Genomic DNA, 17,618 nt, shown 5'->3' with positions numbered 1-17,618 from the left:
GAGGGCCGGAGTATGGATGAATGGATCATCTGGGTAATTCTCGCAGTCGTCCTCGGTCTTGCCGAGATCTTCACGCTCACCGCCGCGCTCGGCCTCCTCGGTGTCGCCTCCCTGTTGACCGCCGGAGCCGCGGCCGTCGGCCTGCCGGTTCCGCTGCAGTTCCTCGTCTTCGCCCTGACGTCGACGGCCGGGCTGGTCGTGATCCGGCCCCTCGTCAAGCGTCACAACATCCGCCAGCCGCAGCTGACCAGGTTCGGCGTGGAGGCGCTCGTCGGCAAGCCCGCGTACGTTCTCGCGGAGGTGACGGGTCACGACGGCCGGATCCGCCTGGCCGGTGAGGAGTGGTCAGCGCGGGCGTATGACGAGACACTCGTGATCCCGACCGGTGCCACTGTCGACGTCATCGAAATCGACGGCGCCACCGCCCTCGTATATCCCCGGGAGTGAGATATGGATCCGCTGCTGCTGGTAGGGCTGTTCGTCATCCTGTTCGCGGTGTTCACCGTGCTGAAAGCGGTGCGCATCGTGCCCCAGGCCAGAGCGCGCAACGTCGAGCGGCTCGGCCGCTACAGCCGTACGCTCAAGCCGGGCCTCAACTTCGTCATCCCGTACATCGACCGCGTCTACCCGGTGATCGACCTGCGTGAGCAGGTCGTCTCGTTCCGCCCGCAGCCGGTCATCACCGAGGACAACCTGGTCGTCGAGATCGACACCGTGCTCTACTTCCAGGTCACCGACCCGCGCGCGGCCGCTTACGAGATCGCCAACTACATCCAGGCGGTCGAGCAGCTCACGGTGACCACCTTGCGTAACGTCGTCGGCTCGATGGACCTGGAGAGCACGCTCACCTCCCGTGACACCATCAACAGCCAGCTGCGCGGCGTCCTCGACGAGGCCACCGGCAAGTGGGGCATCAGGGTCAACCGGGTGGAGATCAAGGCGATCGACCCGCCCAAGACCATCAAGGACGCGATGGAGAAGCAGATGCGGGCCGAGCGTGACAAGCGCGCGGCGATCCTCACCGCCGAGGGCCAGCGCCAGTCGCAGATCCTCACCGCCGAAGGCGAGAAGCAGAGCCGCATCCTGCGCGCCGAGGGCACCCGCTCCGCCGCCATCCTGGAGGCCGAGGGTCAGTCGAGGGCCATCGACCAGGTGTTCCAGGCGGTCCACCGCAACGACCCCGACCCGAAGCTGCTCGCCTACCAGTACCTCCAGGTGCTGCCGCAGCTCGCCCAGGGCGAGGGCAACACGTTCTGGGTGATCCCCAGCGAGGTCACCTCGGCCCTGCAGGGCGTCTCCAAGGCCTTCACCGAGTCGCTCCCGCCCTCGGCGGCCACCCGCGAGGTCCCGAAGCCGTCGGAGATGGACGCCGAGATCGCCAACGCCGAGAAGGCCGCGGCGGAGGCGGTCGCCGACGCCCGGAGCGCCGAGCGGCCGACCGGCCCCCGGCAGCTCATGGAGGGCGCCCGGCAGCCGTCCCCGTTCCCCGACCTCGACAAGCAGCGCGACGAAGCCGAGCGCTGACCCTTCCGGCTGACCGCCCGCCGCGCCCGCGGCGGGCGGTCAGCGCCGGTCGTCGGCGAAGTACGCCACGAGTGACGGATCCAGGGGCGGGACGTCGTAGGGGGCGCCCCCGTCGCGGAGCGACCGGGTGGCCATGTAGCCGGCCGCGACGCTCATGCGGGCCGCCACCGGAGAGGTGTCGACCGGCCCGCCCTCCCTGGCGAAGCGGGCGAACTCCTCGATGATGCGCGTGTCGGCGCCGCCGTGGGAGCCGGTGGCGTCGGGCACCCGGTACGTGATGTCGGCGTCGGGCCGGTAGCCGGTGGGGCCGGTGTTCCAGACCTTGACGGTGGCGCCCGGCCCGTCGCCGAAGTTCTCCAGGCGGCCCTCTGTGCCGATGACCGTGTAGTTGCGCACGTAGTCGGGCGTGAAGTGACACTGCTGGTAGGCGGCGATGACGCCGTTGTCGAGCACCATGTTCATGACCGAGACGTCCTCGACGTCCACCACGTGGTGGAGGTCCCGGTGGGCGGTGGGCGGCCAGGTGTGGTCACGCGGCCAGCCGTCGGGGCGGGGCGTGCCGGGCTCCCTGCGCGGCAGCCCGCCGTACACCATGAGGTCGCCGAAGGCGTTGACCCGGGTCGTGTAGCCGCCCGCGAGCCAGTGGACGACGTCCAGGTCGTGGGCGGCCTTCTGCAGCAGGAGCCCGGTGGTGCGGGTGCGGTCGGCGTGCCAGTCCTTGAAGTAGTAGTCGCCGCCGTAGCCGACGAAGTGGCGCACCCACACCGTCTTCGGCTCGCCGATGTCGCCCCGGCGGATGATGTCGCGCATCAGCCTGACGACGCCCATGTGGCGCATGTTGTGGCCGACGTACAGCCGGGTGCCGGTGTCGCGGGCGGCGCGCAGGACGGCGTCGCAGCCCTCGACGGTGATGGCCAGCGGCTTCTCCAGGTAGAGCGGCTTGCCCGCCTGGAGACACTCGACGGCGATGCTCTCGTGGGTGTCGTCGGGGGTCAGCACGATGATCGCGTCGAGGTCGTCGCGGCCGAGCAGGTCCCGGTGGTCGGGACTGGTCACCGGGTCGCCGAAGCGGGCGGCCTCCCTCTTGAGGGTCTCCGGGTCCGTGTCGCAGACCGCGGCCACCACCGAACCCCGGCCCGGCCGGTGGGCGGCCTCCGCCAGGTTGACGCGCAGGCCGAGGCCGACGACTCCGAAACGCAGGTCCTTCACGGGTGCCCTTCCTCTGGGACGACGAGCCGGCCGGGAAGGATTATCCAACCTTTTTACGAAAAGAGCACCTGGTCCGCGTGGTCGAGCGCCATCCTGACGGCGCCCAGCGTCACGCACTCGCCGCCCAGGCCGGAGGCGGCCACCTCGGGCGGGTAGAGGCACCGGTCGTCGAAGTAGTCCTGGATCGGCTCGACCAGCAGCGCGCCGGCCCTCGCCAGGCTGCCGCCGATCACCACCAGCTCCGGGTCGAGCGGGTTGACGAGCGTGAGCAGGCCCTCCGCCAGGTGGACGGCGAAGGCCCTGACGGCGGCTCTCGCGCGCTCGTCGCCCTCCTCCGCCCTGGCCACGGCGAACTCGGCGGCCTGCCGGTGGGTGCGCAGCTCGCCCGGCTCGACGGCCATCGCGTAGTCGGCCAGATGCCGGAACGCCCGCCAGTGGTCGCCCGACTGACGCCCGATCTCGCCGGAGGCGGCGTGCGCGCCCCGGTGCGTCCGGCCCCCGATCAGCAGCCCCAGGCCGAGCCGGTCGCCGGCGAACAGGTAGACCACGTCGCTACGGCCCCGCGCCTCCCCGCGCCAGTGCTCGGCGAGCACCGCCAGCCGCATGTCGTTCTCCACCAGCACCGGCGCGGGCAGCCGGCGGCCCAGCTCGCCCTGCAGGTCGACGTCGCTCCAGCCGGGCAGCACCACGCTCTTGGTCACCCGCCCGGCGGCGTCGACCACGCCGGTCGTGCCGACGCCCACCGCGGCCAGCTCAGCCACGGGCAGCCCCGCCCCGGCGCAGACGGCGTGGACCAGCTCCGCGACGGCGTCGAGCCGCTCGCGGGCGGACATCGCCACGTGGTTGGGCACCCGGCGCGACGCCACGACGGACCCGCCCAGATCGGACACCATGGCGCGCAGCAGCGACGCGCCGATGCCCACGCCCGCCACGTGGCCGGACGCGGCCCGGAACCTGAACCGCCTGGCCGGGCGGCCCCGCTGGCGCTCACCGGACTCCTCGCCGCACTCCTCCGCCCAGCCCGCGGCGATCAGGTCCTCGACGATGACCTCGGCCGTCGGCCTGGACACCCGGGCGCCCCTGGCCAGCTCCTGCAGCGTCGCCACCCGCGCCGCACGCAACTGGCGCAGGATGGCGGCGGAATTGAGCCTGCGGAGGACGGAGGCGTCGCCGCTCTGCTGTCGCACCGGAGTTCCTCCACATGAGTCGGCCGGGGAGCCGACATCCTACTTAACCAACCCTCTTGCGTAATAGTGATCGCCGCTGACCTGCGGCGTGAAGCGGAGCTGTGGGGGCACTTAAGAACTCCTCGATGGACACGTCCGGCGGAGAGCGGGCACAGTGCGTAACGTTCGACTGGGGGGATGTTCGCCATGAAAGCACTGGTCAAGGAGAAGGCCGAGCCGGGCCTGTCGCTGGTCGAGGTACCCGAGCCCGAGGTGGGGCCGGGTGAGGTGAAGATCAGGGTGCTGAGAACCGGCATCTGCGGCACCGACCTGCACATACAGAAATTCGATGATTGGGCGCGGCACACGCTGGAGCTTCCGCTCATCGTGGGACACGAGTTCTCCGGTCACGTCGTCGAGATCGCGCCGGGCGTCGAGGACATCGCCGTCGGCGACCTGGTCAGCGGCGAGGGCCACATCGTCTGCGGCAAGTGCCGCAACTGCATGGCCGGCCGCCGCCACCTGTGCCGCAACACCGTCGGCCTGGGCGTCAACCGCGACGGCGCGTTCGCCGAGTACGTGACGCTGCCCGCCACGAACGTGTGGGTGCACCGGGTGCCCGTCCATCCCGACGTGGCCGCCATCTTCGACCCGTTCGGCAACGCCGTGCACACCGCCCTGTCGTTCCCGCTGGTCGGCGAGGACGTGCTGATCACCGGCGCGGGCCCGATCGGCCTGATGGCCGCGGCCGTCGCCACCCACGTCGGCGCCCGCAACGTGGTCATCACCGACGTCAGCGACGAGCGGCTCGACCTGGCCGGCAAGCTCGGGGTCTCGCTGGCGGTGAACGTCTCCCGCGCCTCCCTGGCCGACGGCATGCGCCAGCTCGGCATGAAAGAGGGCTTCGACGTGGGCCTGGAGATGTCCGGCAGCCCGGCGGCGCTGCGCGAGATGATCGCCAGCATGACCCACGGCGGCAAGATCGCCATGCTCGGGCTGCCCGCCGAGGAGTTCGCCGTCGACTGGTCGACCGTGGTCATCTCGATGCTGACCATCAAGGGCGTGTACGGCCGGGAGATGTTCGAGACCTGGTACAACATGTCGGTCCTGATCGAGAAGGGCCTCGACCTCTCCCCCGTGATCACCGACCGCTTCCCGTACCACGAGTTCGAGACCGCCTTCGAGACGGCCGCGAGCGGCCGCACGGGCAAGGTCATTCTGGATTGGAGCGCTTGATGTTCACGAACGTACGCGACCAGCTGCGTGCGACGCTCGACGAGATCGCCGAGGCCGGGCTGCACAAGCCCGAGCGCGTCATCAGCACCCCGCAGAGCTCCCAGGTGAGCGTGGCGGGCCAGGAGGTGCTGAACTTCTGCGCCAACAACTACCTCGGCCTGGCCGACCACCCCGAGGTGATCGAGGCCGCCAAGCGGGCGCTGGACCGGTGGGGGTTCGGCATGGCCTCGGTGCGGTTCATCTGCGGCACCCAGGAGGTGCACAAGGAGCTCGAAGCCCGGCTGTCGGACTTCCTCGGCATGGAGGACACCGTCCTCTACAGCTCGTGCTTCGACGCCAACGGCGGCGTGTTCGAGACCCTGCTCGACGAGCGGGACGCGGTCATCTCCGACGCGCTCAACCACGCGAGCATCATCGACGGCATCCGCCTGTCCAAGGCCCGCCGCCACCGCTACGCCAACCGTGACATGGCCGAGCTGGAGGCCAGGCTGAAGGAGTCGTCGGACGCCCGCAGGCGGCTGATCGTCACCGACGGCGTGTTCTCCATGGACGGCTACCTCGCGCCGCTGGCCGACATCTGCGACCTCGCCGAACGCTACGACGCCATGGTCATGGTCGACGACTCCCACGCCGTCGGCTTCGTCGGCCCCACCGGGCGCGGCACCCCCGAGCTGCACGGGGTGACCGACCGGATCGACATCATCACCGGCACGCTCGGCAAGGCGCTCGGCGGCGCGTCCGGCGGCTACGTGTCCGGCCGCCGGGAGATCTGCGAGCTGCTGCGCCAGCGCTCCCGCCCGTACCTGTTCTCCAACTCGCTCGCCCCGGCCATCGCCGCCACCTCGCTGCGCATCCTCGACCTGCTGGAGACCACCAGCGAGGCGCGCGAGCGGCTGCGGGCCAACACCGAGCGGTTCCGGGGGCGGATGACCGAGGCCGGGTTCGACATCCTGCCCGGCGACCACCCGATCGTCCCGGTGATGATCGGCGACGCCGCCGAGGCCGGGGCGATGGCCGAGCGCCTGCTGGAGCTGGGCGTCTACGTGATCGGCTTCTCCTACCCGGTGGTGCCGCACGGCCTGGCCCGCATCCGCGTCCAGCTCTCGGCCGCCCACTCGGAGGCGGACGTGGACCGCGCGGTGGACGCGTTCATCCGCGCCCGAGGCTGAGGCGGTTACGCACCCCCGGCCGCCCGCGGTGGAGGCGTATCCTCGCGGCGTGATAGACACGCGGCGGTTGCGCACGCTCCAGGCGGTGGCCGACCACGGCACGGTCACCGCCGCTGCCGCCGCCCTGCACCTCACCCCGTCCGCCGTGTCGCAGCAGCTCGCCGCGCTGGAGCACGAGGTCGGCCACCGGCTGTTCATCCGCGACGGCCGCGGCGTCCACCTCACCGCCGTCGGCAAGATCATGCTGGGACACGCCGACGAGGTCCTGGCCCAGCTCGAACGCGCCCGCGCCGAGGTCGCCGACTACACCGCGGGCGCCGCGGGCGAGGTGACCGTGGCCTGCTTCGCCACCGCGATCAGCGCCGTGCTCGCCCCCGCGATCACGGCCCTGCGCGCCTCCGCGCCCGGCCTCCAGGTACGGGTACGCGACGCGGAGGGCGACCAGTCCCTGACGATGCTCCTCGACAGCGAGGCCGACGTGGCGATCGCGGTCGAGTACCGGGGCGCCCCCGACGACCGGCGCCTGTCCCGGGTCCCGCTGTACGCCGAGCCCTTCGACCTCGTCCTGCCCGAGACGCACCCGCCGACCGGCACTTCGCTGGCCGCGCTCGCCGATGAGACCTGGATCGGCCCGTACCCGGGGAACCCGGTGCACGACGTGATCGCCTTCGCCTGTGAGCAGGCCGGTTTCACCCCCCGATTCGCCCACTGCTCGGACGACTTCCGCGCCGTGGTCGCCCTGGTGGCCGCCGGTGCCGGGGTCGCCCTGGTGCCCCGGCTGGCCCTGCGGGACATGGCCCAGCCGGGCGTCGCGATCCGCCACGTGCCGGGCCCGGAACGCCGCGTCTTCGCCGCCGTCCGCCGCGGCGCCGAGTCCCATCCCCTGCTCCGGCCGCTGCTCGCCACCCTCCGCGATCTCACGACCTCGTTCACCCCTGACGGGAACGACCGCTCACAGGGCTAGCCGGGCCAGTTTGTCGGGGTTCAGGATGCCGTACACCTCGCTGATCCGGTGCCGGTCCTCGGCCATGACGACGACCAGCACCGCGTACGGCAGACCGTCGGAGAAGAGCGCCGCGGTGGGCGGGCCGTCCTGGGCGGACCAGTACACCGTCGTCTCCAGGCCGACCGGCGCCACCGCCGCCAGCAGCCTGCTCACCCGGTCGCTGCCGGTGACCGGACGCAGGGCGGCCTTGACGCGTCCGCCGCCGTCCGTGCGCAGCGTCACGTCCGGAGCCAGCACCTCCATCAGGCCGGCGATGCTCCCGCCCAGCGCGGCGTCGAGGAAGCGCTCCGCGACGGCCTGGGCGGCGGCCCGCTCCTCGGGGAACCGCGGACGGCGGGCCTCGACGTGTTCGCGGGCCCGGTGGACGAGCTGGCGGACGGCGGCGGGAGAGCGGCCGAGGATACAGGCGACCTCGGCGTGCCGGACCGCCGGCGGGCGCGGGGCGAACACCCGGCGCAGCAGATCCCACACGAACGCCGCCGACAACCGCCCCGTGTCGGCGTCGTACGTCACCACGCTGATCGCGTTGGCGGCCACCCGGGCCGTGCGCTCGCCGTACGACCTGGACGCCCAGGTGTGGAAGTCCATCTCGACCGGTGCCGTCCTGGGCCCCGTCGCCATCATCCGCAGGAACCCCACCGGGGGCAGCAGCCGCATCCGGCCGTCCCGTACGAACCCCATCCGGTAATCACGCACCGCCGGTCTGCCCAGCCCGGCGACCAGACCCCGCTCCCGCAACCACGCCCAGTGCGGCCCGTCGGCGTAGAAGACGTGAGCGCCCTCATGAACCAGGTACGGCCCGGCGATCGCCCGCCTCCGCCCGCCGAGCGTCCTGTGCGCCTCGTGCAGCGTCACCTCCGCCCCCGCCTCCGCGCAGACGACGGCCGCCACCAGCCCGGCCAGCCCGCCGCCGACCACCACGATCTTCTTCGTCACATTCCTCCCCTTTCCTCACATCATGAGAAGGAAAAGGCACCGCAGATGTGACATCCTCAGCCCGCCCGGGTGACGGCGTCGGCGAAGCGGGTGTAGCGGTCGCGTTCCTCTTCGACGGGCTGGAGCACGTACTCCTGCCCCACCCTGCCGATGGCCTCGCGCAGCGCCTTGGAAGCCTTGCGGGCGCGGCGACGGCCGCCGAGCCAGGCGGCCACCCTGGACAGCAGGGCGATGAGCACCCCGGCCAGCGCGCCGCCGAGCAGCAGCACGGTCGGCCAGGGCACCTCGCCCGCGGTCGGCAGGGGCGGCTCGGGCAGGCGCAGGTAGCCCAGCGCGAACAGCCCGCCCAGCCAGAGCGCCCCGGCCAGCAGAGCCGCGAACACGAGCCACTGCAGCGCGTTCACCGCCCGCCACCAGCGGGGCCGCCGGGTCGCTCCCAGGGAGGTGCGGCCGACGGCCTTGTCCACGGCGTCGGCCAGCTCCGCCGAACGCGAGCGCGCCGCCTGCCGCACCGACGCCGCCCACGCGCCCGGCAGCCCGGCGGCGGCCGACTCGCCGACGTCCCTGATCGCGGTCTCGACCTGCGCCCGCTGCACGGCGGACGCCTCGGGTACGGAGGTGCGGCCCACCAACTCGCGGTCCGGGGAGGACGCGGGCGCGGCCACCCCGATCCGCAGCCGCCGCAACGGGTCGGGCCGGAACCGACGCACCCACCGGGTGACGGGCCAGCCGGTGGCGACCACGGCCCGGTGCCGGTGCCCCTTCGCCACGGCCTCCACCACGACCGGCACCCCGGCGGCCCGCGACAGCGCGGCCACCAGCCGCCCTTCCAGCCCTGTTATGTCTCCGGACACCGCCGGCAACGCCGCCTGCCCGTCCGGCGCGCTTCTCAGCGGCCCGCCACCGCCTCGGGCCTCGATCCCGGCCCAGGAGCCGGTCTCGTCCTGATGGTGCGGTGCGTCCGGGGGTACGGCGCCGTGGGCCGGTCCCGTGTCAAGGGCGAGCGTCCCTTCTCCGGCAGACCCTTCGGTCCGTCCGCGCGGGCCGCCGGAAGTGTGACCGCTTGTACGGGGAAGGGCCGACGAGGCGGTGGTCAGGTGGGTGGCGGCGGTGGTGACGTCGGCGGCGAGGCGGGCGGACCAGGAGGCGCGGTCCGCGACCCGGGTGGACAGGAGGGTGCGCAGTTCGGCCAGGCCGGCGCCCGTCCGGGCCGACACGCCGAGGACCGGGACGCCGGTGAGACCGTCGGCGTCGAGGAGGCGGCGCAGGTCCTTGAGGCAGCGGTCCGCCGCGCCCGGCGGGAGGCGGTCGATCTGGTTGAGCACGACCACCATGACGTCCCGGTGCCCCGCCAGCGGTCGCAGGTAGCGCTCGTGGATGGCGGCGTCGGCGTACTTCTGCGGATCCAGCACCCACACCAGCAGGTCGACCAGCTCCACCAGCCGGTCCACCTCCAGCCGGTGGGACAGCCGGATCGAGTCGTGGTCGGGCAGGTCGAGCAGGACCAGGCCGGACAGGTTATCGACGGCGGACGCGGAGTGGCGGTGCGGGACGTCGAGCCAGTCGAGCAGCGCCCCGGCTCCCGCGCCGTCCCACAGCGCCGCCTGGGCGGTCGACGTGGTGGGCCGGGTGACGCCGACGGCGGCCAGGTCCGTGCCGGTCATGGCGTTGAACAGCGACGACTTGCCGCTGCCGGTCGCCCCGGCGAGCGCGGCCACCGTGTGCTCGACGGACAGCCGGCGCCGTGCCCCCGCCCGCTCGGCCACCGCGCGCGCCGCCGTGACGGCCTCCGCCGGCAGCCGCCCCTCGCCCAGTTCGGCCGCCTCCAGCAGCGCGGCCAGCCGTGAGTCCAGCGAAGGCCGCTCCTTGCGGCGCAGCAGCTTCACCGCGCGTCCCCTCCCTCGGACGTCCGCGCCCGCGGCGACCCGCCAGGATCAGAACCACCCCCGGGAGACTCCCGGAGTCCCGCGCCGCCCGCCTCAGAACCACCACCGGGAGACTCCCGGGGTCCCGTCCCGGACAGGCCGGGGCCACCCTCGGGAGGGAGTCCCGTCCCGGACGGGTCGGCCGCGGGGCGGGCCCTCTCGGAGGGCGGGCCCTCCAGGTCACGGTCCCGCCGACCAGATGGGAGCTCCGTCCGGTGGTCGCGGATCGTGCGGGCCGCGTCCAGCAGGGCGGTGGCCGTGCCGCGCGACGGCTCCAGCGGCTCCAGGACGGACAGGAAGCGGGCCGCCTCCTCGTCCATCAGCCCCCGCACCCGCTCCCGCAGGTCCTCCCGGGCGCGGATGGTGAGCGTGCGCACCGCCTGGTCGCCGAAGATCGCCTCCAGCAGCTTCTGCGACAGCACGGTGGTGCCGCCCGCGATCCCCACCTCGATCCCGGTCAGCCCGCCCGTCGAGGCGAACACGGCCAGCATCAGCAGCAGCCCCGCCCCGTTCACGCCGAACGACGCCGCGCGCGCCGTGGTCCGCCTCTCCGCGCCTTCCTCCCGTACGAGGTCGAGCACGAACTCCTGCCAGCCGCGCACCGCCAGCTCGGTCCGCTTGCCCAGGTCGGGGGCGGCACGGCCGAGCCGGGCCGACTCGATCGCGCCGAGCCGGTCGAGCAGCCCCGCGCCGCCGGGCGCGGCCGACCAGCCTTCGAGCGCCCGCTCGGCGGCGGCGTCGGCGGATCCCCTGATGAGCGCCTCGACGCCGCTCTCCAGCGCGTCCCTGAGCCGGTTCTCGGGCACCTGGCCGGTGAAGAAGCCGACGATCCGGTCGCGCAGCCACCCCACCCGGCTCTCCAGGGAGCGCATGAAGTCGCCGGTGCCGATGAAGTCCTGCCAGCGGGCCAGCACCTCGCCGCGGAGCAGCGACCCGTCGCGCATGCCCTCGTCGAAGTCCGCCATCCCGCCCGCGTAGGCGCCCTCGACCACGTCACGCAGCGTGCCGAAGCCGGCCTCCTGCCGCTCGACCGCGCCGGCCAGCGCGGGGACGCGGACGGCGAGGCTGTCGAGCGCGCCCGACAGCGTCTGCCGTACGACGCGGGCGCGTTCGGCGGCGTCGGCGGCGAGCCCGGAGAGCCAGGCGGCGATCGGGGCGACGGCGTCGGCGGGCAGGCGGGCCTTCTCCGAGGGCAGCGGCGCCTCGGGCACGGTGAACAGGCGGGTGCCGTCGAGCCCGTTCTCGGTCAGCAGGCGCTCCAGGTCGCGGGCGACCGGCCCCGCGGCCTCGGCAGGCACCCGGTCGAGCACGACGGCGAGCGCGGTGCTGCGCTCGCGGGCGGTGCGCAGGAAGCTCCACGGCACCTCGTCGGCGTAGCGGGCGGCGGTGGTGACGAACAGCCACAGGTCCGCGGCGGCCAGGAGCTGCGCGGCCAGCTCGCGGTTGGCGGTCACCACGGAGTCGATGTCGGGCGCGTCCAGCAGCGCCAGCCCGGCGCCGAGCGCGTCGGACGTCACCACCCGGAGCGCGCCGGGGCCGGAGCCGGTGGCGCGGGACATGCCGGGCAGCACGTTCTGGCCCATGAACCAGTCGCGGTCGGCCGGGTTGGCGACCAGGGTCGGCACCAGCGTGGTCGGCCGCAGCACCCCCGGCTCGGCCACGTCGGCCCCGACCAGCGAGTTGACCAGCGTGGACTTGCCCGCCCCGGTGGAGCCGCCGACCACGGCGAGCAGCGGGGCGTCGATCGCCCGCAGCCGCGGCAGCAGGTAGTCGTCGAGCTGGCCGGTCAGCTCCTTGAGCGCGCGCCGGTCGCCCGCCGCCTCGCCGATCGCCAGCGGGAACAGCTCCCGGTCCAGCGTCCCGCGCAGTCGCTGGAGCGCGCTCAACAGGTCCATACCGTCAAGCTAGCCCGAGGGCGGCTCCCTTAACACGTATCCGACGCTGCGCAGCGTGTGGATGAGCCGCGGCTCCACGTCGTCGACCTTGCGCCGGAGATAGGACACGTACGATTCGACCACCCCGGCGTCGCCGCCGAAGTCGTAGTTCCACACGTGGTCGAGGATCTGCGCCTTCGACACCACCCGCCCGGCGTTGGCCATGAAGTAGTGCAGCAGCTTGAACTCGGTCGGCGACAGCCGCACCTGGCGGCCGGCCCGCCACACCTCGCGCGCCTCCTCGTCCAGCTCCAGGTCGGCCACCTTGAGCCGGCTCGCGGGCGCGCCCTCGCCCCGGGTGCGGCGCAGCACCGCGCGGATGCGCGCCTGGACCTCCTCCAGGCTGAACGGCTTGGTCACGTAGTCGTCGCCCACCCGCAGCCCGGCGATCTTGTCTTCGGTGGCGTCGCGGGCGGTCAGGAACAGCACCGGCGCGTCGATCCGCCTGGCCACCTCGAACCCGTCGAGGTCCGGCAGCATGACGTCGAGCACCACCAGGTCGGGGCCGGTCCGCTTGGCGACCTCGACGGCCTCGTTGCCGTCGGCGGCGGTGACCACCTCGAACCCGGAGAAACGCAGGCTCGCCGAGAGCAGGTCCCTGATGCTGGGCTCGTCGTCCACCACCATGATCAGCGCCTCGGGTTTGCTCACCCTCTCAGGGTGGCCCAGTGACCTGAGGAAACGCTGAAGGCTCACTCCAAGGCGAGTGGGAGTTCGACCCGGAAGGTGGCGCCCTCGCCGGGCGCGCTCCGCGCCACGACCGTGCCGCCGTGCGCCTGCACGAGCGCCTGCACGATGGCCAGGCCGAGCCCACTGCCCCGGTCCTCGCCGGAACGCCGCCTGGACCTGGCCGAGTCGGCCCGGTAGAAGCGCTCGAAGACCCGGTCCACCTGGTCGGGGCTGAGTCCGGGCCCCTTGTCGGCCACTTCCAGGAAGACCGTCCCGTCGCCGGCGCCGACCCGCACGGTGATCGGGGTGCCCTCCTCGGTGTGGATGAGCGCGTTGGAGGTCAGGTTGCCGACCACCTGGCGCAGCCGCACCTCGTCGCCGGAGACGATGAGCGCGGCGCCGCCGACGACGTCCAGGTCGATCTGCCGGTCGGGGGCGAGGATGCGCGCCTCCTGCACCGCGTCGGCGGCCAGCGCCAGCATGTCCACCGGGCGCATCTTGAGCGGGCGGTGCTGGTCCACCTGGGCGAGCAGCAGCAGGTCGTCCACGAGCAGGGTCATCCGGCCGGCCGCGTTCTCCACCCGCTGCATCAGCTCGGCCGGGTCGGCGCCGGGGTTCTGGCGGGCGTACTCGGCGAAGCCGCGGATCGAGGTGAGCGGGGTGCGCAGCTCGTGCGAGGCGTCGGTGACGAACTGCCGCATCCGGTCCTCGGAACGCCTCGCGGCCTCCTCCGAGGCCGAGCGCGCCGCGAACGCGCTCTCGATCTGCGCGAGCATCCCGTTGAGCGCCGTGGCCAGCCGCCCGACCTCGGTGCGCGAGTCGCCGTCGGGCACCCGGCGGCCCAGCTCACCCGCGGCGATGGTGCCGGCGGTGCGCTCGATCTCGACCAGCGGCCGCATGCTGCGCCGCACGATGGTGACGCCCACCACGGCCAGGATGAGCACGATGCCGCCGCCGCCCAGCAGCTCGATGAAGACGAGCCGCCGGGTGATCTCGTTGACCTCGGTCAGGTCGGTGGCGACCACGAACGTGCCGTACGGGGTGGCGGTCTCGCGCACCCGCCACTCGCCGGGGCCGCTCACGGCGGGCGCGGTGTAGACGCCGGGTCCCGGCGACTCCTCCAGCTGCGGCTTGGGCTTCTGGTCGACGTCCCTGTCGCCCTGGGCGGGGGTCAGCCCGCCGTACGGGTCGCGCAGCAGCACGATCGTGTCCGACTCGATGAGCAGCGGCTTCTCGGACGTCTGCCTGCCCTGCTCGCGCCGCTCGGCGTCGATGATCAGCCGTTTCTGGACCCGTACCGAGATCAGGTTGACCTGGCCGTCGACGCGGTCCATCAGGTAGCCGTGCAGGACCGAGACGCTCACCACGCCGATGAACGACATGCCGATGCCGAGCAGCGCCAGCATCGAGGCCATGAGCTTGATCCGGAGCGGCAGCCGGCCCGACCTGGCCATCAGCCGCTCGGCGGCAACCGCAGGACGTATCCGACGCCGCGCAGGGTGTGGATGAGCCGCGGACTGCGATTGTCGATCTTACGGCGGAGCACCGAGACGTAGGACTCGACGATGCCGACCTCGCCGCGGAAGTCGTAGTCCCACACGTGGTCGAGGATCTGCGGCTTGGACAGCACCCGTCCGGCGTTCGTCATGAAGTAGCGCAGCAGCTTGAACTCGGTCGGCGACAGCGCGACGGCGTGGCCGCCGCGCCACACCTCGTGGCTCTCCTCGTCCAGCTCTATGTCGGCGAACGTCAGCCTGGGCGGTGGCGGCTGCGCGTCGCCGCTGGTACGGCGGAGCACGGCGTGGATCCTGGCCACGACCTCTTCCAGGCTGAACGGCTTGGTCACGTAGTCGTCGCCGCCGATCGTCAGCCCGCGGATCTTGTCCTCGGTCTCGTCCTTGGCCGTCAGGAACACCACGGGCGTGTACATGCCGCCGCTCCGCAGCCGCCGCACGATCTCGAAGCCGTCCAGGTCGGGCAGCATGACGTCGAGCACCACGAGGTCCGGGCGTTGCCGTTGGACCGCGGCGACCGTGTCGGCGCCGCTCTTGGCGGTGGACACGTCGAAGCCCGCGAACCGCAGGCTCGCGGCGAGGAGTTCGAGGATGTTCGGGTCGTCTTCGACGATCAACAGGCGCGCTTCCATCACCATCAAGGATGCACTCATCGGGAGGGTGCCGGAACAATTCCGGCGATGTGCTGGGCGATGGCCAGGCTCGACGTGGCGGCGGGGGAAGGCGCGTTCCGTACGAGGACGACGTTCCCGTGCACGTCCACCGCGAAGTCGTCCACCAGCGAGCCGTCGCGCGCCACCGCCTGCGCGCGCACGCCGCCCGCGGCGCGCCGCAGGTCATCGGCGGTGAGCTCGGGGACGTAGCGGCGCGCGGCCTCGGCGAAGGCGCTCTTGACCAGTGAGCCGTAGACCTCCTTGACGCCGGTGCGCCAGTGGCGGCGGGCCATGCGGAGCGTGCCGGGCCAGGCGAGAATCTGAGGAAAATTACGAAAATTTCGCCATGTGTACCCTTCGTACGCGCCCGCCAGCACCGCGTTCGGCCCCACCAGCACCTCCCCGCCGACGTGCCGGGTGAGGTGCACCCCGAGGAACGGGTAGCGCGGGTCGGGCACCGGGTAGATGAGCCCGCGCACCAGGTCCCTCGCCGCCCCCCGGAGCGCGTAGTACTCGCCGCGGAACGGCACGATGCGCACCGAGCCCGGCCGGCCCGCCATCGCGGCCACCGCGTCCGTGCCGAGCCCGGCGCAGACCACCAGCCGGTCGAAGACGAACCTGCCCGTCCCCGCCACCACCTCCACGCCCCTGGAGGTCTCCCTGATGCCCCTGACCGGATGCCGCAGCCGTACCGAGCCGCCCAGCTCCGCCACGTCGAGCGCGAGCCGGCGCGCGACCGCGGGGAAGTCGGCGATCGCGGTGTGCGGCGAGTGGATCGCCGCCACGCCGACCGCGTGCGGCTCCACCTCGCGCAGCCCGAGCGCGTCCAGCTCGGTGATGCCGGGCACGCCGTTGGCCCTGGCCCGCTCCGCCAGCGCGGCCAGCCGCGGCCGCTCCGCCCGGGTGGCGGCCACCACGAGCTTGCCGACCTCCTCGTACGGGAGCGCGTGCCGCGCGCAGTACTCCTTCAGCAGCGCCACGCCCTCGCGGCAGAGCCTGGCCTTCAGCGAGCCGGGCGGGTAGTAGATGCCCGCGTGCACGACCCCGCTGTTGTGGCCGGTCTGGTGGGCCCCGACGCGGCCCTCCTTCTCCAGCACGGTCACCTCGGCGCCCCTGGTGGCGGCCAGTTCGCGAGCGACCGCCAGGCCGACGATCCCGGCCCCCACGACTCCGATCTTCTCCGTCACGTGGTGAATGTATCCAAAACGGGGCGTCCACCTCGCCCTAGGGAGGCGAATCGAACGTGAGTACGATGAAGGCATGTATGTCCCGCCCGAATGGCCCGCCGAGGTGCGACCGCCCAGCGTGCCCGACTGGGAGCGGTCGGCCGTCGCCTGGCTCCTCGACGCCGTGCCGCCCGACTACCGGGCCTACGAGGTGCTGAGGCGGCATCCGGTCGCGCTCGCCCGGATGGCCCGCCACCACGTCGGCTCCGCGGTCGAGGCGGCCCGCGCGGGCTACCGGGGGGCGGCGGTCGACCTCAAGGGCCACCTGCCGCCGCACGCCATCGAGGCGGTCCTCGACACCTACCGCCAGGAGGGCCCCCGCCTGGTGCGCCTGGCCCGCTCGATCGAGGCCGTCGAGCGGGCCCTGCGCGGCGACATGTTCACCGCCGGCATGCGTCCGTAGCGGCCCTCACCGCGCGGCGCGGGCTCTCCCCGGCGACGCCTCAGCGCGTGATGCGCGCCAGGAACGTGATGGCGCCGATCGCCAGCGCCGCCGCCCCCAGCCAGATCAGCACGTTCAGCCCCGTCAGCCCGCCGCCCGCCTGCTCCGCCGCCGCGGTGGTGCCCTGCGCGCGGGGCCGCTCGGACGGCGTGGGCGAGGGCGTGGGCGTCGCGGCGGCCGGCAACGGCACCCTGTGGACGGGGCTGCGCACCCCCTCCGACCCGGTCAGCAGGGCCGTGCCGTCCCGGGTGTACGCGATGGACTCGGCCTGCCTGAGCTCCGGCATCGGCACCTTGGCGATCATCTTGCCGGACGGCTCGTACTGGGTCGCGGAGAAGTACGTGCGGATCACGTACGACGAGCCGTCGGGCGCGTACGCGGCGTCGGTGGCCATGATCGGCGCGCTCCCGATCCTGCGCAGCGTGTTGGTCCTGTCAGTACGCAGCTTCTTGGGGGCGACGTAGACCCCGCCGGCGAACTCCTTGGTCACGACGTGGAGCCGCCCGGTCCTGGGGTTCACCATGATGCCCTCGGCGTTCCTGGCCCCGTCGGCGTAGCGGAACCGGTAGCGGACGGCGGGCAGGGTGGCGTCGGCGAGCGTGCGCGGCTCCATCACCTTGTAGATGGAGACGTCGGGCCACGCCCCGTCGAGGTTGTCGCCGATGTCGGCGAACCACAGCACCCCGCGCCCGGTCGCGGGGTCCTTGACCGCCGCCATGGCCTCCCAGTCGCGCGCCTCGGCCCCCCGCAGCCGGAAGGTGGCCTTGGTCCTGCCGTCGGCCCCGACCGCGTAGAACTCCGGCTGCGCCGAGCTGTCGTTGTGGGTGTAGTAGACGTCGTCGTGGGTGGGCGAGACGGCCAGCCCGCTGGACTCGGTGATGCGCGGGTCGCGGAAGGTGAACAACCGCTCCCCGTCGTCGGCCGCGGCCGCCGCCGGAGGCAGCACGGCCAGGGCGGCCAGCGCCACCCCGAGCATCCTGATCAGCAGTCCCCCCACGCCGCCATCATG

General features: G+C 72.9%; 16 protein-coding genes. 6 read left to right on the top strand and 10 right to left on the bottom strand.

Going from position 1 to position 17,618, the window contains the following annotated elements; all coding sequences use genetic code 11:
• Positions 1-12: 12 nt before the first annotated feature.
• Both KME79_RS37265 and KME79_RS37260 read left to right on the top strand, forming a co-directional pair.
• A complete protein-coding gene (locus KME79_RS37265) occupies positions 13-447 on the top strand; it encodes an NfeD family protein (RefSeq protein ID WP_148035090.1) in 435 nt (144 codons plus the stop codon).
• 3 nt (positions 448-450) lie between these two features.
• Positions 451-1,524 (top strand): SPFH domain-containing protein, encoded by a 1,074-nt coding sequence (locus KME79_RS37260; protein WP_148035091.1) that lies wholly within the window; start codon positions 451-453, stop codon positions 1,522-1,524.
• Positions 1,525-1,563: 39 nt separating this feature from the next.
• Here KME79_RS37260 and KME79_RS37255 read toward each other — a convergent pair whose 3' ends face one another.
• Both KME79_RS37255 and KME79_RS37250 read right to left on the bottom strand, forming a co-directional pair.
• Positions 1,564-2,733 (bottom strand): Gfo/Idh/MocA family protein, encoded by a 1,170-nt coding sequence (locus KME79_RS37255; protein WP_219550133.1) that lies wholly within the window; start codon positions 2,731-2,733, stop codon positions 1,564-1,566.
• 53 nt (positions 2,734-2,786) lie between these two features.
• Positions 2,787-3,920, bottom strand: coding sequence for an ROK family protein (locus KME79_RS37250; protein ID WP_219550131.1), 1,134 nt, complete (start codon positions 3,918-3,920; stop codon positions 2,787-2,789).
• A gap of 186 nt (positions 3,921-4,106) precedes the next feature.
• Between KME79_RS37250 and tdh the strand changes: the two genes are divergently transcribed.
• The 3 genes from tdh to KME79_RS37235 are packed head-to-tail and all read left to right on the top strand — an operon-like array spanning position 4,107 to position 7,268.
• On the top strand, positions 4,107-5,135 hold the full coding sequence (tdh, locus tag KME79_RS37245) for an L-threonine 3-dehydrogenase (RefSeq protein ID WP_148035094.1): 1,029 nt from the start codon (positions 4,107-4,109) through the stop codon (positions 5,133-5,135).
• A complete protein-coding gene (locus KME79_RS37240) occupies positions 5,135-6,304 on the top strand; it encodes a glycine C-acetyltransferase (RefSeq protein WP_219550129.1) in 1,170 nt (389 codons plus the stop codon). Before tdh ends, KME79_RS37240 begins: the two co-directional genes overlap by 1 nt.
• Positions 6,305-6,353: 49 nt before the next feature.
• Positions 6,354-7,268 (top strand): LysR family transcriptional regulator, encoded by a 915-nt coding sequence (locus tag KME79_RS37235; RefSeq protein ID WP_219550127.1) that lies wholly within the window; start codon positions 6,354-6,356, stop codon positions 7,266-7,268.
• Here the strand turns inward: KME79_RS37235 and KME79_RS37230 are convergent.
• The 7 genes from KME79_RS37230 to lhgD form a co-directional block, all read right to left on the bottom strand.
• Complete coding sequence (locus KME79_RS37230; protein WP_219550125.1) at positions 7,257-8,246, bottom strand: NAD(P)-binding protein; 990 nt, start codon at positions 8,244-8,246, stop codon at positions 7,257-7,259. The two genes, KME79_RS37235 and KME79_RS37230, sit on opposite strands and share 12 nt — an antisense overlap.
• 56 nt (positions 8,247-8,302) lie before the next feature.
• Positions 8,303-10,132 carry a GTPase gene (locus KME79_RS45770; RefSeq protein WP_308249191.1) on the bottom strand — a complete coding sequence of 610 codons (1,830 nt, stop codon included), beginning with the start codon at positions 10,130-10,132 and terminating at the stop codon, positions 8,303-8,305.
• A complete protein-coding gene (locus KME79_RS46680; RefSeq protein ID WP_281429611.1) occupies positions 10,129-12,066 on the bottom strand; it encodes a GTPase family protein in 1,938 nt (645 codons plus the stop codon). The genes KME79_RS45770 and KME79_RS46680 overlap by 4 nt, the downstream gene beginning before the upstream one ends.
• A gap of 9 nt (positions 12,067-12,075) precedes the next feature.
• Positions 12,076-12,732, bottom strand: a complete 657-nt coding sequence (locus KME79_RS37215; RefSeq protein WP_148037095.1) for a response regulator transcription factor — start codon at positions 12,730-12,732, stop codon at positions 12,076-12,078.
• Positions 12,733-12,797: 65 nt separating this feature from the next.
• The gene (locus KME79_RS37210; RefSeq protein WP_219550123.1) at positions 12,798-14,228 is read right to left on the bottom strand and encodes a sensor histidine kinase; all 1,431 of its coding nucleotides are present in this window, start codon (positions 14,226-14,228) and stop codon (positions 12,798-12,800) included.
• A complete protein-coding gene (locus tag KME79_RS37205) occupies positions 14,228-14,926 on the bottom strand; it encodes a response regulator transcription factor (RefSeq protein ID WP_246641076.1) in 699 nt (232 codons plus the stop codon). Before KME79_RS37205 ends, KME79_RS37210 begins: the two co-directional genes overlap by 1 nt.
• Before the next feature lie 11 nt (positions 14,927-14,937).
• Entirely contained in the window at positions 14,938-16,128 is a 1,191-nt protein-coding gene (lhgD, locus tag KME79_RS37200; protein ID WP_308249190.1) for an L-2-hydroxyglutarate dehydrogenase, read from the bottom strand.
• Between the two features lie 73 nt (positions 16,129-16,201).
• Between lhgD and KME79_RS37195 the strand changes: the two genes are divergently transcribed.
• On the top strand, positions 16,202-16,570 hold the full coding sequence (locus KME79_RS37195) for a hypothetical protein (RefSeq protein WP_148035103.1): 369 nt from the start codon (positions 16,202-16,204) through the stop codon (positions 16,568-16,570).
• Positions 16,571-16,610: 40 nt separating this feature from the next.
• Here the strand turns inward: KME79_RS37195 and KME79_RS37190 are convergent, their stop codons facing one another.
• The gene (locus tag KME79_RS37190; protein WP_219550117.1) at positions 16,611-17,606 is read right to left on the bottom strand and encodes a hypothetical protein; all 996 of its coding nucleotides are present in this window, start codon (positions 17,604-17,606) and stop codon (positions 16,611-16,613) included.
• Positions 17,607-17,618 lie beyond the last annotated feature (12 nt).

The sequence above is a fragment of the Nonomuraea harbinensis genome, assembly GCF_019396385.1.
Taxonomy (GTDB): Bacteria; Actinomycetota; Actinomycetes; order Streptosporangiales; family Streptosporangiaceae; genus Nonomuraea; species Nonomuraea ferruginea.
The sequence above is the reverse complement of the archived record's forward strand: the minus strand, read 5'-3'. Positions and strand labels throughout refer to the sequence as shown.

Coding starts and splice junctions, on each gene's coding strand:
- tdh (WP_148035094.1), top strand. CDS start 4,107: ATGAAAGCACTGGTCAAGGAGAAGGCCGAGCCGGGCCTGTCGCTGGTC.
- KME79_RS37265 (WP_148035090.1), top strand. CDS start 13: ATGGATGAATGGATCATCTGGGTAATTCTCGCAGTCGTCCTCGGTCTT.
- KME79_RS37210 (WP_219550123.1), bottom strand. CDS start 14,228: ATGGCCAGGTCGGGCCGGCTGCCGCTCCGGATCAAGCTCATGGCCTCG.
- KME79_RS37195 (WP_148035103.1), top strand. CDS start 16,202: ATGTATGTCCCGCCCGAATGGCCCGCCGAGGTGCGACCGCCCAGCGTG.
- KME79_RS37215 (WP_148037095.1), bottom strand. CDS start 12,732: ATGGTGGTGGACGACGAGCCCAGCATCAGGGACCTGCTCTCGGCGAGC.
- KME79_RS37240 (WP_219550129.1), top strand. CDS start 5,135: ATGTTCACGAACGTACGCGACCAGCTGCGTGCGACGCTCGACGAGATC.
- KME79_RS37260 (WP_148035091.1), top strand. CDS start 451: ATGGATCCGCTGCTGCTGGTAGGGCTGTTCGTCATCCTGTTCGCGGTG.
- KME79_RS37205 (WP_246641076.1), bottom strand. CDS start 14,926: ATGGTGATGGAAGCGCGCCTGTTGATCGTCGAAGACGACCCGAACATC.
- KME79_RS46680 (WP_281429611.1), bottom strand. CDS start 12,066: ATGGACCTGTTGAGCGCGCTCCAGCGACTGCGCGGGACGCTGGACCGG.